Raw genomic sequence first — 15,196 nt, 5'->3', positions numbered from 1 at the left:
GTACTGCTTATTCTTTACCGCCAATTAGGTTCAAACAATATCCGTTACTTGCGGCTATTTGCATTCTGACAGTGCGTGGTTGTATTGTCAACTTAGGGATATTTTCGCATTTCAACCAGATCTTTACAGGTGGAAAGGTTTTACCGCCGAGTATTTGGGTGCTGACTTTATTCATCCTGGTATTTACTATTGCGATCGCGATTTTCAAAGATGTCCCCGATTTGGAAGGCGATCGGAAATATCAGATTGAAACGTTTACAATTGTCTTAGGCAAGTTAGCTGTTTTCAATTTTACTCGCTGGGCAATTACGATCGCGTATTTAGGTACGATTGCTGCTGGTATCTTAATTTCATCGACAATTAATCTGTGGTTCTTAATTATTTCGCATACAGGTTTGCTCGGTTTATTATGGTGGCGTAGTCGAGATATCGATCTAGAAGAGAAGGAATCGATCGCCAGTTTTTATCAATTTATCTGGAAGTTGTTCTTTTGGGAATATCTGATTTTTCCAATTGCTTGTTTTAGGTTTTAGGTGTTGGATGTTAGGGATTATAGCAATCCTAAATAATTTGTGAAATGCGAACTTTGTGTTATTTTAACCGCAGAGGCGCAGAGAGCGCAGAGAGAATAAAGACAAGGACTAATCTACAATCTTAAAGCGGGAAGGTATTAGGTATTAGGTATTAGATTTTGGATGACTTTATTTAGGAGTAATAATTTTGCAGACACCGCATAGTGGATATCATTGGAATGGAATCGATCGAGATTTCTTTGAGGGGTGGTACTTTCGGGTGACTTTACCGAAAATTAGAGGATCGTTTGCATTTATGTACTCGATTGAAGACCCGTTAGGAGAGAGAGAGCGGAGTGGTGGAGCCGTGCAAATGTTGGGGATCGACGAGCAATATTTAACCCACTCTTTTCCAGATGTAAATAAATTTTGGCCGGCTAAAAACGATTTGGGTTTAGGACATTGGGGCGAGACAAAATTAGCGACTTCACCGCAATTATTATCGGTGGCTGAATTCGATCGTCAAATAACAGCAGGTTATCAAGTTACGGCGACTTTGCATCAAGGATCTTTACCAGCCCAAAATTGTCGCTGGTGTTATCATACCATGCCTATTTATGGATGGGGACAGCCCCAGCAGCCCCAACAAGCCACGGCGGGTTTGTTATCGTATCTGCCGATATTTGAACCGGGATGGCAGATTCTAATGGCGCATGGCTTGGCGACAGGCTGGATTGAATGGCGGGGTCAACGATATGATTTTAATAACGCGCCAGCTTATAGTGAAAAAAATTGGGGTCGTTCGTTTCCCCAGAAGTGGTTTTGGGTTAATTGTAATAGTTTTGATGATACAGTTGGGCTAGCTATTACCGCAGGTGGCGGGAGACGTAAGGTATTATGGACGACAGAAGAAGTCGGGATGATTGGCATTCATTATCGCGACAGATTTTATGAATTCGTGCCGTGGAATTCGCAGATAAGTTGGCAAATTCAACCCTGGGGGGAATGGAAAATTCAAGCCAGAAATCTAGATTTTCAGGTAGAATTAATCGGGACGACCGCTGCGCCTGGTACGATGGTAAGTACGCCGACAGAAAATGGTTTGGTCATGTGTTGTCGCGATACGCTCAAAGGTTTGTTATCGATCGATCTTCGCACCCATCAGGGTACCCAAATTATTAAAGCGAGTAGCAATAATGCTGGTTTAGAAGTCGGCGGCGATGGCTGGGATATTGCGTGGTTGAAATAAATTTACTCCCTTCCCAGGATCGAATTCATCCGATCGTGAGATTATTTAACAAAAAGTAAATTAGAGCATCGTCTCAAAAAAAATATTGTGTTATCATCAAGCTGAAAACTAAATATTTTGGGTGTAAATTGAGCTAGAGAGTAGGTGTAAAAAGAAGACTAGAGGTTATCTTCAATTATTAGTAGGTAATAAAATTTACCAACTCATAGATTTCTTCTGCCTATTCTCAGCCATCTGTTATGTGGATTCAATACGCTTTGTTAAGCTCGTTTTTGTGGGCGATAGTTCATATCCTTGACGAGTATTGTGTAGATAAGATTTTTAGCAAGCCGTGGCTCGGAGTTATAACTAGTTCGAGTATTTCGGTGGGAATATTCCTACTGATTCCATTTTTGAATATGACTGTGGTGATTCCGAACTGGAATATTCTAGGAATCTGCTTCATGACTGGGGCTATCATTCAACTCAGTCAATTATTTTACTTTAGGGCTTTAGATAATAGCGATTCTGGTACTGTGGCTGCTTACTGGAATATTACGCCCGTGCTGTTACCGATCGTGAGTTATTGGCTATTTGGATATTTAATTACTGGCAATAACTATCTGGGGATTATTTTATTAATCATTGCTTCGATCGGACTATGCGCGATCGATAAATTCAGCAGTAGATGGGATACACTTTATTTAATGTCGATCGCGGCTGGACTGCAAACCATCGCCATCTTACTCGAAAAATATATTTTCGATCGAGCTGACTTTTTTGGAGCCTTTTTAGCGATTAATATTGGGATTATCTTCAGTGGGTTAGCTGGTTTAGCCAGCACAGAAGTTAGAATAGTATTAGTCCGAGACTTGCCCAAAATTAAGCAGGCTTTACCGATATTTATCGCAATCGAGCTAATTAATTGGGTAGCTCTTTACACCGGACAAATAGCAGTTAAGTTAGGAGATCCAGCTTTAGTTTCGGCGATCGGAGCTTCGACCCCCGCCTATGCTTTTGGGCTATCATTACTGATGGCAATGTTTAGCCAACAGTTCGATCCTCATCCCGATCGAATCAGCCAACGAGATCGGCGAAAGTTGCCAATGAAGTGGGGATTCGTGGGATTAATGATGGTGGGTGTTTGGTTGATTGGTGCGAGTGCTAACAGCTAATCGTCGATCGGATCTCAATTTTCATCGTGAAAGTTGAAATCCGATCGGATGGTAGTTTTTAAAAATAAAACTGTTGTAATCCGCATTCTGTCGTCAACAACCTGACAGCGTTCCCGCGAGCCTCTATCTTAACTGAAACACATGCTCCTCGACTCTCCGTGCGATCTCAGTAATCCAAAATCCGATTCAGATCCTCACGATGACTTGCTTGCTGTGGAGATATGCCTTAATTTCGGCGACAGTAAGTTCGCCATAGTGGAGCAAAGAAGCCAATAAAGCCGCCTCAGCGCGTCCCTCGGTTACGGCTTGATAAATATGCTCGCAATTCCCCGCACCGCCAGAAGCGATCGTGGGAACCTCAACTGATTCGGCGATCGATCTAGTCAGATCGAGGTCGTATCCTGCCTTGGTGCCGTCTGCATCCATGCTCGTGACTAAAAGCTCCCCCGCACCCCTTTTAGTGACTTCTTGCGCCCATTTGACCGCATCTAGCCCGGTATTCTCCCGTCCGCCTTTAACGTAGACATCCCAACCGGGATTACTCGGATCGTGGCGGCGTTTGGCATCGATCGCGACTACAATACACTGATTGCCAAATAAGTCGCTAGCATCGTTAATTAAATTAGGATTTCGCACGGCGGCGGAATTGAGGCTGACTTTATCCGCACCCGCACGTAATAAGTCTTTGATATTTGCTGGCGACTGAATCCCACCGCCGACAGTTAGGGGAATAAAGATCCGATCGGCGGTACGATAAACCACATCAATCATCGTACCCCGATCTTCATGAGTGGCGGTAATATCGAGAAATACTAGTTCGTCGGCTCCAGCATCGTTATAAATTTGCGCCAACTCTACCGGATCTCCCGCATCGCGCAGTTCGACAAAGTTGACTCCTTTGACGACTCTTCCGGCTTTGACATCTAAGCAAGGTAGGATTCTTTTGGCTAGCATAATTTAGGGAATAGGGGATAGGGGATAGGGGATAGTTGGGAGTAAGGAGTAAGGAGTAAGAAGTAAGAAGTAAGGAGTTGGGGAAATGGGAAGATTAAAACTATAATTACTATCCCCTATCCCCTATTCCCTATCCCCTACCTTAAAGAAGTGATTCTTGCGGACTTTCAGATAATTCAACTAAGACTTTATCGACGCGTTTGCCGTCCATGTCGATGATTTCAAAGCGGAGATTGCGCCATTCAAAATGTTCGCCGGAGATGGGAATTTTACCGAGTTGCATGATGGCAAAACCGCCGAGGGTATGGTAATTACCACGATCGATCGCGTGTTCGGGAATATCGAATTGTTCGAGTAATTCTTCGATCGAGAGCATTCCATCTAATAGCCACGAACCATCTTCGCGCTGAATAATTTGGGGTTCTTCGGGATCTTCGTTAAAATCGGTAATATCGCCAAAGATCTCTTCAAATAAATCATGCATGGTGACTAAACCTTGAATCACCCCATACTCATCCACCACCATCGCGATATGGGTGCCAAATTTTTTAAATTGTTCTAATACTTTTAAACCGCGCGTACTTTCGGGAATAAATAGGGGTTGGCTCAAAGATGCTGTCAGATTTATTTCTTCACCTTTGAGAGTTTGCGAGAGTAAGTCAGCCACATGAACTACTCCCAAAACGCGATCGAGTTCGCCTTCACAGATGGGTAACCTAGAATAATCGCTATCGATAATTTTTTCGCGGGTAATTGCAATGCGATCGTTGATATCAATCCAAGTAATATCTGGACGCGGAGTCATTAACGCGCCGATTTTAAGATCGCCCAAACTGAGTACGCCTTGAACCATATCTTGCTCGGATTCCTCAAACATGCCAGTTTCGGTACCCTGTTCGATCATCACTTTAATTTCTTCTTCCGTCACTTCTGGCTGAGTAGAACGTTTAATTCCAAATAGCTTCACTACAAAGTTGGTAGAATGACTCAACACAAAAATTAATGGTGTCGATAATCGGGCTAAAAAATCGATCGGTCTAGCCACGAAACTGGCAATTGTTTCGGGACTATTGAGGGCAATTTGTTTGGGTACTAATTCAGCGATTACAATGGTAAGATATGTGATAATTGCAATTGCGATAACCGAGGCGATCGGTTCGCTGTATTGCGGCGATAGCCAAATTCCTAACTGTGGTGCTAGCAACCTCGAAATCGCACTTTCCCCCCTAGCACCAGAAAGAATTGCCATTAAAGTAATCCCCACTTGGACAGTCGGTAAAAAGCGATCGGGTGTCATCGATAACTCTAATGCTACACCAGCCTTGCGATCGCCGCGATCTGCTAATGCTTGCAATCTCACTTTCCGCGCTGAGACGATCGCCATCTCTGACATGACGAAGATCCCATTCAGGACGATGAGCACAGAAACTAGCAATAATTCCGCAGGTAGGGACATGAAACCAAGAATGAAGGATGTCTAAAATACTGTCTTCTAGTGTACTTGTTTACGGTGAGTCTCTAGCGAGCGGGTTTATCCTTGCCCCAAATGCGTTCGGCGATCGCCAGTACGGCAAATTGTGGTAAAGCTAAGGCTCTGCGCCAGCGACTGGGTTCTTGCAGAATTCGATACAACCATTCTAGTTCGAGATTGCGAATGTATTGCGGTGCTCTATTTTTAACGCCCGACCAGACATCGAAACTACCACCCACCCCAATCCAGATGGCTTGAGGACATAGATGAAAGTTATCTCTAATCCAAATCTCCTGACGCGGCACTCCCAACGCCACCAGGATGATTTTCGGCTGAGTGGTCTGAACTTGGTGCAATAACTTAGACTGTGCTTCGGCATCGAGATAACCATGCTCGACACCAGCGATTTTGAGATTCGGCAACTCGGTTTGCCACTTTTGCGCGGCTTGCTGGACGATTTGGGGTTTACCCCCATAGAAAAACACTGGGTAATCGCGATCTTGGTTGCCCGCCCACCGCAACAAATCTTCACCCAGATCGATGCCTGCATAACGCGGTTGCAACACGCCATGCAATTTTAACGCCATAATAATCCCCGATCCGTCTGGGGTGACTAAATCGGCATGATGAATGATGGTAGATAACTCTGGATCTCGATCGGCATAAATGACAATTTCGGCATTCATCGTCACCACATGGGTACCGATGCCATGTTGCAATCTATCGATGAGCCACGACACATAATCGTTAGATAGATGGACTGGTTGACCTAAAATGGTGAATTGTGGTAGAAGTTCAGACGGGCGATCGTCGGACATGGAATTAGCAGAGTGAGTGGTTAATGCGTTCATCGGGAATGGATGCGAGTCAGTATTTGCGTACAGATTGGCAACGAATCTACGGTGGAGAAAAATGTTTGTTCGTGCATTATAAACTACCAATCTATTAGAGATCGTTTAATTGAGAGATCAACCACTCATCTAATGGTTGCCCATCTTTGCGCTGTAGGGCGACTTCGATTGCCATTACCGATCGAGAACCGACGGGCGCGGGTTTTTTATTAAAAATAATGTCATAATCAGATGGCTCTTCATTGCGCTGCCTGAGCCAATCTTCTACTTTGGTTTTCGCAAATAAAGATTGTCCGCTCTCATACATGCGATTGATTTGGAGCTGGATGCTATGAAGATTGTGTTGTGCCATAAAATTGGGTTGGGGTGTTTAGACGATCGAGTTGTTCTAAAATTAGCACCGGGATGGTAATGCCGTTCGGATGAGAGGGCTGGTGACTGAGATCGTGGAAGCTAAGGCGATCGCCACACTAAGATCGAACCACGTCCTCTAGACTAATTTTACCCAATTCTCACACCGAATCGATGATATTTATTGGATTTGTTTGCTGTTTGGCTCTCTATGTTGCCTGTAATCTGGGTGCGAATGATGTTGCCAACTCGATGGGTACTTCCGTTGGCTCGAAGGCAATTACGCTCAAACAAGCGATCGTCATTGCGGGCATTTTAGAATTTACAGGTGCGGTATTATTCGGACGACAGGTATCTTCAACTTTAGCAGTTAGTATCGCCAATCCCGATTTATTTATCACTCAGCCGCAGACATTATTGCTGGGGATGATTGCGGTATTAATTAGCTGTGGATTGTGGTTGCAGATTGCGACTACTAAAAAGTTGCCCGTGGCTTCTTCTCATGCGGTTGTCGGTGCGATCGCGGGATTTAGTTGGGTTGCCGCAGGCGCGCAAGCGGTAAAATGGTCATCGTTGGGCGAAATCTCCCTCGCTTGGGTATTAACACCCCTAGTCAGCGGGGCGGTAGCTGCGGGCTTTTACTTACTGATTAAACGGTGGATTTTAGAGCAGCCACAACCGCTAATTCAACTCGATGTCTGGATGCCCTGGTTATCGCTGATTTTGGTGAGCGTATTTGGAGTAATTGTCTTACCGACGGTAGTAGAAACTTTACCGCCAACCTTTTTACCCGCCGTCCCCCGTCACGATTTTAGCTTGGGATTGGGCGGACTGGCAGCACTGGCAATTACCCTCGTCGGCTGGCGCAAACTATCCCGCGAGACTATGGCTGTCGAGTCAGTAGCGAGTGCAGATGTGAGCATAGTTATCGAGCGACAATTAGCTCGGTTTCAACTGCTGAGTGCTTGCTTTGTCGCCTTCGCGCACGGCTCCAACGATGTCGGTAATGCGATCGCACCCTTAGCCACCATCCTGTATATTCAAAATACTGGTAGCGTCCCCCAATCTAGCCTAGAAATCCCCCTATGGGTATTAATTCTCGGCGGTGTCGGGATTGTCACGGGTTTAGCAATTTGGGGCAAGCAAGTCATCGCCACCATCGGCGAAGGCATTATCAAGCTCGAACCCAGTAGCGGATTTGCCGCAGAATTAGCCACCGCAGCCACGATTTTAATCGCATCTAGTCAAGGACTACCCGTCTCGACTTCGCACGCCCTAGTGGGCGCGGTAGTGGGCGTAGGCGCAATTAAAAATTGGCGATCTTTGAGTCTAGATACCCTCAAATCGATCGCCCTAGCGTGGGTAGTCACAATTCCGATCGCAACTGCGCTCAGTGCGGGCATTTTTACCGTGCTGCGCTACTTTTTTAGTTAAGCTACACCGACTAAATTTATTAGCTAGGTACCGATCGATATGCAGCCAATGACATGGGCGAATCTTTTGTCTCGAAAAAGATTGGGAGTAAGTCAACCCGAACAAACAGAAATCGGGCGCAGTCATTTTCAAAAAGATATCGATCGAATTATTTTTTCTAGTGCTTTTCGGCGGCTAGATCGCAAAACACAGGTTCATCCTTTACCCGAAAATGATAATATTCATACCCGCTTACCCCACAGCTTAGAAGTATCATCTGTCGGGCGCAGTTTGGGTACAAAAGTCGGACAAAGATTGGATGATGAATTGCGAGAGATTGGGATCGATTCATCGAATATCGGTGATATCGTACAAGCCGCATGTCTGGCGCATGATATTGGCAATCCACCATTCGGACATTCGGGAGAAGAAGCAATTAGATCTTGGTTTAGAGCGACTGCCAACCAAGAATTTGTTAAAGATTTAACGTCAGCCGAACTTAACGACTTTCAAAACTTTGAGGGTAACGCTCAAGGTTTGCGAATTATTACTAAATTAGAATATTATTTATTTGAAGGCGGAATGCGGCTGACTTATGCTACTTTAGGAACATTTCTCAAGTATCCTTGGGCATCAGACTTTATTCCCACGGCTGGAAAAAATAAATATGGTTGCAATCAAACCGAACGCGAAATTCTCCAGGAGATTGCTACAGAACTCGGTCTAATCGCTCGATCGACAACCGCATGGTATCGCCATCCATTATCATATTTAATGGAGGCTGCGGATGATATTTGCTATGCTTTAATCGATCTTGAAGATGGGATCGAGATGGGCTTTATTACTTATCGAGAAGCGATCGATATTCTGGGTATTATAGTAGACTTCGATAAAATTCCACCGCTACATTCTAGCTGTCAAGGTAATGAACTACTCAATCGCCAAATTGCGATCGCCCGTGGCAGAGCGATGAATACTGCGATCGAAGCTGTCGTCGATACTTTTATGCAGCATAAAGACGATCTTTTACATGGTAACTTTAGCTATGAAGATCCGATCGCAGCTTGCGGTGGACGAGTTAAACAATGTATCGAACTAGCCAAATATACCGCTCAAGAAAAAATATTTAACAACCCTCGTAAAATTCAGATCGAAGTCGGCTCTCACGCCACAATAGAGGTTTTATTAGACGCTTTTATTCAAGCTGCATATTTACTAAAAAATAACGATTCTCCAGGGGAGCGGGCTTTCCGCCAACGCGATCGGGTGTTTGATTCTCAGCAGCAAACAATTTTCAATCTAATGGGTACTCATCAACCAAAGTCAGAATGGTCTTTACATCATTCATACATGCATATCTTAGATTTTATCTCTGGGATGACTGACGATCGCGCGGTGAGTATCGCCAAGCAAGTTATCAGTGCGATCGAGTATAATTAAAGTAATTAACTTAATCTTAAAACTGTTATAAATAAGAACATTAGATTGATGTTAGCAATTACCAAAAGTCATTGGAGATCGATCGTCGGTGCGACTGTAGCAATTGGATTGACAGCCACAATTCCCGCAATTGCTACAGCTCCCATGCCGCCACAACTGGTATTATCGAAACTAAATGGTAAACCAGTAAATATTTTGTACCTCACTCGCAGCAGCGATAAGGTGTTGGTGCGATGTTATCCAGGATTGCAACCGAGTGTTGTCGTTAAAAAGAATGCTGAGGGACTGAGGTTAATTACGCTTTCGACCACAATACATCGACACCATACTGAGTCAAAACCTCATCTGCTGTTACCAACGTCATGTTTTCAATCTGTGCTTGTGATACTAAGATTCTGTCGAAAGGATCGCGATGCAACAATGGTAATGTCGCTACCTTGCAAGCATGAGGGAAGAGGATATCTAGATACTTTACACCCAATAACCGCATTCGACTAGCCACATAAGTATCGACGGGTTCGGGAAGTGGCAATTTCCCAATTCCTACTTTAATGGCGATTTCCCACACACTCGCCACTGAAAAAAATAGTTCGTTATCTTCGGCGACTATTTGCTCGATCGCGGTTGGATTCAGTCGTTCTGGCTCTGCAAAACACCATAAGAAACATTGAGTATCTAGCAACAACTTCAAACTTCTTCCCCCTCAAAGGCAGCTAGTAAGTCTGCTGGTAAGGAATCATTAAAGTCTGTAGGTACTTGGAATAGTCCTCGATCGATTCCCATGCTACTACGCTTGTCGAGCTTATTCGCGATCGGTACTAATTTAGCCACTGGCACCCCACGATTGGCGATGACGATCTCTTCTCCCAGCTCTACTCGCGACAGCAATTGGGACAGATGAGTTTTGGCGTGGTGAATATTGACAGTATCCATGTTTTGCGACTTAGTTTACAAACTAAGTCTATTGTAAGTTAAGTGAGACTCGATCGGTAAAGATCTCAATACCAAGCAACGAATTTACACTCCAAAATTTGGGCATACTAATCTCAGTCCTTCGATACATCTTATAGCGATCGGGTGAAGAGATGAGAATTTTGCCATGAGTACCCAATTAATCTTACAAGTTACCCCCGAAGATGAAGAGCTACAGCGTAAATCTGCGGAACTAGCAACACTGGAAACAGAATTAGTGCAAGGAGAGTTAGATTTAACCACCCTTCACGCTGAGTTACAGAATTTCGATCGCGAATATCAGCAAGTTATCGGTACTCGATATACAGAACTCGATCGCATCGAGGAACAGATTGCTGAGTACATGGCATATCTGGAATCATCAACAGATTTTACCCCATCCGAAGATCTCAAAAAACTCTATCGAGAAGTCGCTAAACGCATCCATCCAGATCTAACCACAGATCCGGTTGAAAAAGTCCGCCGCCAAGAATTGATGATAGCTGCCAATCAAGCCTATGAAGCGGGCGATATCGAAGCACTCAAGGCTATTTTACACAGTTGGGAAAGTAGCCCTGAATCAGTTAAAGGCGACGGAGTTGTAGCAGAATTAATCCGAGTAATTCGCAAAATCGCCCAATGTCGAGAACGATTGTGTGCAATTAAAAAAGAATTTAGAGCAGTTAAAGAAACAGAACTATATGAATTGAAATATCGATCTGATACTGCTAAAGAAGTGGGACAAGATTTATTAGCTGATATGGCTCAAGAGCTTGATGAGCAAATTAGACAAGCTCAGGCAGAGCTACAAGAAATCAAGGAACAATTAAACTAAGCGTGTAAATATGACTGCCGAAAATTATCAAAATAATACCGACTCTAGCGATCGATATATGACAAGATACTCTTCTCCTGTATTTAACAGAGGGCTAGAACTAGCAAAAAAAGTTTCTCTAGCCACACCCGATCGTCATCATGAGCAACTATTGTTTAGTAAATCCATCCAAGATGCTGAATATTTTTACAATTTAGCAATTCCCCAAATATCGCCATCAGAGTATCAATATGCGCTTATAAATCTTCAAAAAGCTCTCGACCTTAATCCTGACTATTACGAAGCTTATATAATTCGCTATTCTTTAATTTATCTGCCGCTAGGGTACTATCAAGAAGCGATTAGTGATTGCACACAAGTTTTGAGGCTAAATTCTAAAAGTACCGAAGCACTAGTAAATCGTGGTCGGGCTTATGCTCAACAGGGATATCATCTACAAGCATTACAAGACTACGATCTAGCCTTAATAATTAACCCCGATTTTGAAATAGCATATATGAATAGAGGACTATCATATATGAGATGCAATAATTATCAAAAAGCCATAGACGATTTTCAACAGGTTCTTAAAATAAATCCCCTTAGTGCAGATGCCTATAATAATAAAGGGCTGATTTTATTGCATCTTGAGAAGTATCAAGATGCTTTGAGTAATTTGGAGAAAGCGATTCAAATTAATTCGGAACATGTACAAGCTTATTTAAATACAGGTCTATGTTGCTTTTATCTAAACAATGATTTTTTAGTTGCAAAGAACTTTTCTAATGCAATCGAATTAAGTCCTGAAATTACCAAAGAGTACTTAACTCAATGGGATGAGGATGCCGATCGAGATGACAATACTTTATCATCCTATATTGCTTTAACATTGGTAAATGCAGGGGTAAACTTTCAAAAAAAATCAAACTATCAGAAGGCTTTAGTCTATTACAATCATGCTATAGTTCTAAATCCCGATCTTGAGAATGCTTATTGTAAACGAGGTGCTGTTTACGCACAAATAGGAGATATAGAAGCAGCAATCTCTGATTTCGATCGAGTTGTAGAATTTGGAAATGAGAATCCGTGGGCTTATCTTATGCGGGCAAAGCTTTACTACCAATTAGGCTATGATTCTCAAGGAGAAAAAGATGGCATAATAGCTTATATGCTTTTAGGAAATCAACTTTCAGCTTCTGGTAATTATACAGAAGCGATCGAATCTTATACTCATGTGTTGGAAATAGATCCTAATAATTCCGAAGCACATAACAGAAGAAGTACGGCTCGATCGGCAATAGGCGATTATCAAGGCGCGATGGAAGATTTACAACGAGTAAGGATAATTTAAGCTATGGATATTCAGAGAATTCAAGAAATTAACAGCCAAATTACCTTAGTATTAGATAATTCTAAATCTGTCAAGCTGCAAGTTAAACAAATCAATCTAGCTCAAAAACAACTCCGAATTATTAAGAAAGAAATCAATGCAGTCATTCAGACTATCAATCAAAATGCCAATCAATCTCATGCTGATAGTGTCATATCTGTTGGTTTAGACATTTTTGGTAAACGTAAATGGGCGGGTACAGTTAGATCGGAAACACGACGGCAGATCGAACGAGAGAAAATAGACGCACGCCAACCATATCTGGAGATTAAAGATTCGATCGACAGATTAATGTTAGAGGGAGATAGACTGAAGCTGATAGCTGAAGAATACATCTTAAACGAAGTCTAGCCGACTTGTACATACACCGTATTCATAACGATCTAAAATCCATAGCGAATCGAAACGCTGATGGTATTATCTTTATAAACATTCGCCGTCGAGCCGAGGGTGCGGCGGAAATCAATTTCTGCGGAGTTCCAACCTAAATAAATGGCAGAATTTGAATCGGGATCGAGATCGTAGCTGAGATTTGCACCGAAGGGATTGGTGGAAATATTTCGATCGAAGATGCTGACAAATCCGCCTAGTTTAAGCCTGTCGGTAACTTTCCAGCCGATATTAAATACGGTTTTATTATCGACAGATTCTGATAATATATTACCAAAAAATTGCGTGCCGCCGATGGAAACATCGCCAAGATTGAGGGCGATTCCGGCATTGATAAAGCTTTGGGCAGAGCGGATGGGCAGCGATTGAATTGTAATCGCGCCATCGACGATATAGTTAGCATTAAACCCTAAAACGAGACTATTACGCGGATCGGAGCCGAGTGGAATCGATTGAGTTGCATTGGCAAATAGTTGGCTGTAATATTCAGGATCGGGATTGAGATAGCCGATTCCCCCTACGTTGAAACTCAAGCCAACCGGATTGACGATCGCATAATCGGTACCAATATAAGCTTTAAGATTAGAGGTAGTTTTCGGCTCAAAACCTGCATTGACGATCGCACCAGTATAATATCGCCATAGGCTATTTTCAGTCAGATTCGCGCCTGTAAAGCTAATGTGAGGATAATAATCGGTGCGCTGGCGAATCGTCTCGGTATCTACTCTCGAAACATCCCGATTAAATACCGTTACATAACCTTGCCCGTAAGCGTTTTGCAAGCCGCCAGAATTAAAGCCAAAATTATTGAGACTGACTTCGATGGGGATATTCCCACCTTCACCGCCACCACTAGCCACCACGCGCGGTTCGCGGAGGGTAATGTACCGATAATCGCGCGTGAATTCTCGCTCGACGACGGGTGACATGCCTACCCAGAGTGCCTGATGGCTAGCTCCGGGGGGGATTCTGGGATCTTTACCAAAACTAGGCGCAGAGCCAGTACCCGACTGATACACCGTCAGGCTATTATCGGGCAGGCGGAGGGCATTTGCGGCTCGAAATAGGTTGGGATTGACGACAACTCGCGCACCTGTTTCGCCAGGGGCGATGCTGGTCTGAAATTCTGGTAGAATTTGACCGATCGCATTAGTCAAGGCATTTGCTAATTGATTGCGATCGCCGTTAACATAATTGAGCGATCGAATCGTGCGTCCTAATGTCGATTCTTTGCCATTTGTCGCAAAGTTCTGATTCATCCGGGCATAATTTACCGCCACCTCAGATCTATACGTTTCGTGGCGTTCTCCAGTCAAAACTGGGAGTGGCGAACCTGGTGGTGGTTCGACTAAACCGACAGCAGGAAGATTTAAATCGATACCAAAATTTTGTCCATTCGCACCGCCTTGAAATCCTGGTTCCCGAATTGCGGCTAGGGATGCAGGCGAAATTACATCGCCAAATTGAGAGGTGATATTGACGCTTCTCGGTTGTAATTTCTGAGGATCGAGAACGCTCTCATCAATTTTAATCCCTGGTAAATAGGTACAAATTCGCCCGGAACCATCTAGACAATTGCCATCGAGACTAATTTGTTGGCGAAATCCTAGTAAAGTTTGCGGCTGGGCGACAGAGACAGCAATATTCTGGTTTTGAATGACACTCCGAATCCCTGTCGATTCTACTTGACTATTGACGCGAACGACTCGATCGGTAGTAACGCTTTGAATACTTTTAGCTCCAATTAGCTTATAAACATCGAAACTTAAATCGGTATTGCGAAAATTTCCCGTCTCAAAGCCAGCGACTGCTACTGTCGAAGTCAGGTGAGAAACTCGATTACCATTGAGGATAAATTGAGTAGAAAACGGATCGACAGCGTTAGGATCTAGTACTTGTGGGGCGATAATAAAGCGCGGATCTCTAGTTGGTGCCATCGGCGCGTTGGTTGAAGGTACTGCGGGGGTATTATTGGGCGCAGGAATTAGTTCTGGTGTCAGGATGGAATTAATCGGGAAAATTGAGCTAGTGGGCGGGAGTAAGGCGGGGAGGGAAATGGGTAGTGATAGTGTCGGAATCCCGATTGGGAGAATTGGTGTCGTGACTTGGGCGATTTGAGTCGTGATATTGTCTTGACTGGGGGCGCACTGTTTGTTGTCTACCCCTGAATTAGATATGGTGTCTACACAAGTTTCCTGGACTTCGTTTCGAGGTTGATTTACCCCCCCCAACCCCCCCTTTATAAGGGGAGGGCTG

General features: G+C 43.7%; 16 protein-coding genes. 8 read left to right on the top strand and 8 right to left on the bottom strand.

The features are described 5' to 3' along the window. From RMO79_RS07785 to RMO79_RS07775, 3 genes are all read left to right on the top strand, one after another. A partial coding sequence (locus RMO79_RS07785) for a homogentisate phytyltransferase (RefSeq protein WP_310482546.1) occupies positions 1 to 533 on the top strand: 533 nt, incomplete at its 5' end. Positions 534 to 720: 187 nt separating this feature from the next. After that, the gene (locus RMO79_RS07780) at positions 721 to 1,761 is read left to right on the top strand and encodes a tocopherol cyclase family protein (protein WP_310482545.1); all 1,041 of its coding nucleotides are present in this window, start codon (positions 721 to 723) and stop codon (positions 1,759 to 1,761) included. A 239-nt stretch (positions 1,762 to 2,000) separates the two neighbouring features. Further along, complete coding sequence (locus RMO79_RS07775) at positions 2,001 to 2,915, top strand: EamA family transporter (protein WP_310482544.1); 915 nt, start codon at positions 2,001 to 2,003, stop codon at positions 2,913 to 2,915. Between the two features lie 186 nt (positions 2,916 to 3,101). Here the strand turns inward: RMO79_RS07775 and hisF are convergent, their stop codons facing one another. The 4 genes from hisF to RMO79_RS07755 all read right to left on the bottom strand — a co-directional run bounded on the left by hisF (position 3,102) and on the right by RMO79_RS07755 (position 6,543). Next, positions 3,102 to 3,869 (bottom strand): imidazole glycerol phosphate synthase subunit HisF, encoded by a 768-nt coding sequence (gene hisF, locus RMO79_RS07770; RefSeq protein WP_396136552.1) that lies wholly within the window; start codon positions 3,867 to 3,869, stop codon positions 3,102 to 3,104. Positions 3,870 to 4,011: 142 nt separating this feature from the next. Beyond that, the gene (locus RMO79_RS07765) at positions 4,012 to 5,325 is read right to left on the bottom strand and encodes a hemolysin family protein (RefSeq protein WP_310482543.1); all 1,314 of its coding nucleotides are present in this window, start codon (positions 5,323 to 5,325) and stop codon (positions 4,012 to 4,014) included. 62 nt (positions 5,326 to 5,387) lie between these two features. Beyond that, on the bottom strand, positions 5,388 to 6,191 hold the full coding sequence (locus tag RMO79_RS07760; RefSeq protein ID WP_310482542.1) for a WecB/TagA/CpsF family glycosyltransferase: 804 nt from the start codon (positions 6,189 to 6,191) through the stop codon (positions 5,388 to 5,390). A 94-nt stretch (positions 6,192 to 6,285) separates the two neighbouring features. Next, positions 6,286 to 6,543: a hypothetical protein gene (locus RMO79_RS07755; protein WP_310482541.1), complete on the bottom strand. Its 258-nt coding sequence runs from the start codon at positions 6,541 to 6,543 to the stop codon at positions 6,286 to 6,288. A 173-nt stretch (positions 6,544 to 6,716) separates the two neighbouring features. Here RMO79_RS07755 and RMO79_RS07750 point away from each other — a divergent pair, with 173 nt between their 5' ends. Then, positions 6,717 to 7,976, top strand: a complete 1,260-nt coding sequence (locus tag RMO79_RS07750) for an anion permease (protein ID WP_310482540.1) — start codon at positions 6,717 to 6,719, stop codon at positions 7,974 to 7,976. A gap of 48 nt (positions 7,977 to 8,024) precedes the next feature. Then, positions 8,025 to 9,395, top strand: coding sequence for a deoxyguanosinetriphosphate triphosphohydrolase (locus RMO79_RS07745; RefSeq protein ID WP_310482539.1), 1,371 nt, complete (start codon positions 8,025 to 8,027; stop codon positions 9,393 to 9,395). A 68-nt stretch (positions 9,396 to 9,463) separates the two neighbouring features. On the opposite strand, the gene RMO79_RS07740 is transcribed toward RMO79_RS07745, so the two are convergent. The 3 genes from RMO79_RS07740 to RMO79_RS07730 form a co-directional block, all read right to left on the bottom strand. Further along, complete coding sequence (locus tag RMO79_RS07740; RefSeq protein ID WP_310482538.1) at positions 9,464 to 9,601, bottom strand: hypothetical protein; 138 nt, start codon at positions 9,599 to 9,601, stop codon at positions 9,464 to 9,466. Positions 9,602 to 9,690: 89 nt separating this feature from the next. Beyond that, positions 9,691 to 10,086 carry a type II toxin-antitoxin system VapC family toxin gene (locus RMO79_RS07735; RefSeq protein WP_310482537.1) on the bottom strand — a complete coding sequence of 132 codons (396 nt, stop codon included), beginning with the start codon at positions 10,084 to 10,086 and terminating at the stop codon, positions 9,691 to 9,693. Further along, on the bottom strand, positions 10,083 to 10,328 hold the full coding sequence (locus RMO79_RS07730) for a type II toxin-antitoxin system Phd/YefM family antitoxin (RefSeq protein ID WP_310482536.1): 246 nt from the start codon (positions 10,326 to 10,328) through the stop codon (positions 10,083 to 10,085). Before RMO79_RS07730 ends, RMO79_RS07735 begins: the two co-directional genes overlap by 4 nt. A gap of 166 nt (positions 10,329 to 10,494) precedes the next feature. On the opposite strand from RMO79_RS07730, the gene RMO79_RS07725 reads away from it, so the two are divergent. Genes RMO79_RS07725 through RMO79_RS07715 form a run of 3 tightly spaced genes read left to right on the top strand, consistent with a single transcriptional unit; the run spans position 10,495 to position 12,901 of the window. After that, positions 10,495 to 11,181, top strand: coding sequence for a J domain-containing protein (locus RMO79_RS07725; protein ID WP_310482535.1), 687 nt, complete (start codon positions 10,495 to 10,497; stop codon positions 11,179 to 11,181). 10 nt (positions 11,182 to 11,191) lie between these two features. Beyond that, the gene (locus RMO79_RS07720) at positions 11,192 to 12,511 is read left to right on the top strand and encodes a tetratricopeptide repeat protein (RefSeq protein ID WP_310482534.1); all 1,320 of its coding nucleotides are present in this window, start codon (positions 11,192 to 11,194) and stop codon (positions 12,509 to 12,511) included. A gap of 3 nt (positions 12,512 to 12,514) precedes the next feature. Beyond that, the gene (locus RMO79_RS07715) at positions 12,515 to 12,901 is read left to right on the top strand and encodes a hypothetical protein (protein WP_310482533.1); all 387 of its coding nucleotides are present in this window, start codon (positions 12,515 to 12,517) and stop codon (positions 12,899 to 12,901) included. A gap of 32 nt (positions 12,902 to 12,933) precedes the next feature. Here RMO79_RS07715 and RMO79_RS07710 read toward each other — a convergent pair. Then, positions 12,934 to 15,196: hypothetical protein (locus RMO79_RS07710; RefSeq protein WP_310482532.1), on the bottom strand; the 2,263-nt coding region annotated here is incomplete at its 5' end.

The sequence above is a fragment of the Chamaesiphon sp. VAR_48_metabat_403 genome (assembly GCF_031422475.1).
Classification (GTDB): Bacteria; Cyanobacteriota; Cyanobacteriia; order Cyanobacteriales; family Chamaesiphonaceae; genus Chamaesiphon.
Note: the sequence above shows the minus strand (reverse complement) of the source record. Positions and strands in the feature narration are given on the sequence as shown.

Bases quoted from the DNA above. Each gene is read 5' to 3' on its own strand.
- RMO79_RS07775 (WP_310482544.1), top strand. From the start codon at position 2,001: ATGTGGATTCAATACGCTTTGTTAAGCTCGTTTTTGTGGGCGATAGTT.
- RMO79_RS07725 (WP_310482535.1), top strand. From the start codon at position 10,495: ATGAGTACCCAATTAATCTTACAAGTTACCCCCGAAGATGAAGAGCTA.
- RMO79_RS07730 (WP_310482536.1), bottom strand. From the start codon at position 10,328: ATGGATACTGTCAATATTCACCACGCCAAAACTCATCTGTCCCAATTG.
- RMO79_RS07745 (WP_310482539.1), top strand. From the start codon at position 8,025: ATGACATGGGCGAATCTTTTGTCTCGAAAAAGATTGGGAGTAAGTCAA.
- RMO79_RS07755 (WP_310482541.1), bottom strand. From the start codon at position 6,543: ATGGCACAACACAATCTTCATAGCATCCAGCTCCAAATCAATCGCATG.
- hisF (WP_396136552.1), bottom strand. From the start codon at position 3,869: ATGCTAGCCAAAAGAATCCTACCTTGCTTAGATGTCAAAGCCGGAAGA.
- RMO79_RS07715 (WP_310482533.1), top strand. From the start codon at position 12,515: ATGGATATTCAGAGAATTCAAGAAATTAACAGCCAAATTACCTTAGTA.
- RMO79_RS07750 (WP_310482540.1), top strand. From the start codon at position 6,717: ATGATATTTATTGGATTTGTTTGCTGTTTGGCTCTCTATGTTGCCTGT.
- RMO79_RS07765 (WP_310482543.1), bottom strand. From the start codon at position 5,325: ATGTCCCTACCTGCGGAATTATTGCTAGTTTCTGTGCTCATCGTCCTG.
- RMO79_RS07760 (WP_310482542.1), bottom strand. From the start codon at position 6,191: ATGAACGCATTAACCACTCACTCTGCTAATTCCATGTCCGACGATCGC.
- RMO79_RS07720 (WP_310482534.1), top strand. From the start codon at position 11,192: ATGACTGCCGAAAATTATCAAAATAATACCGACTCTAGCGATCGATAT.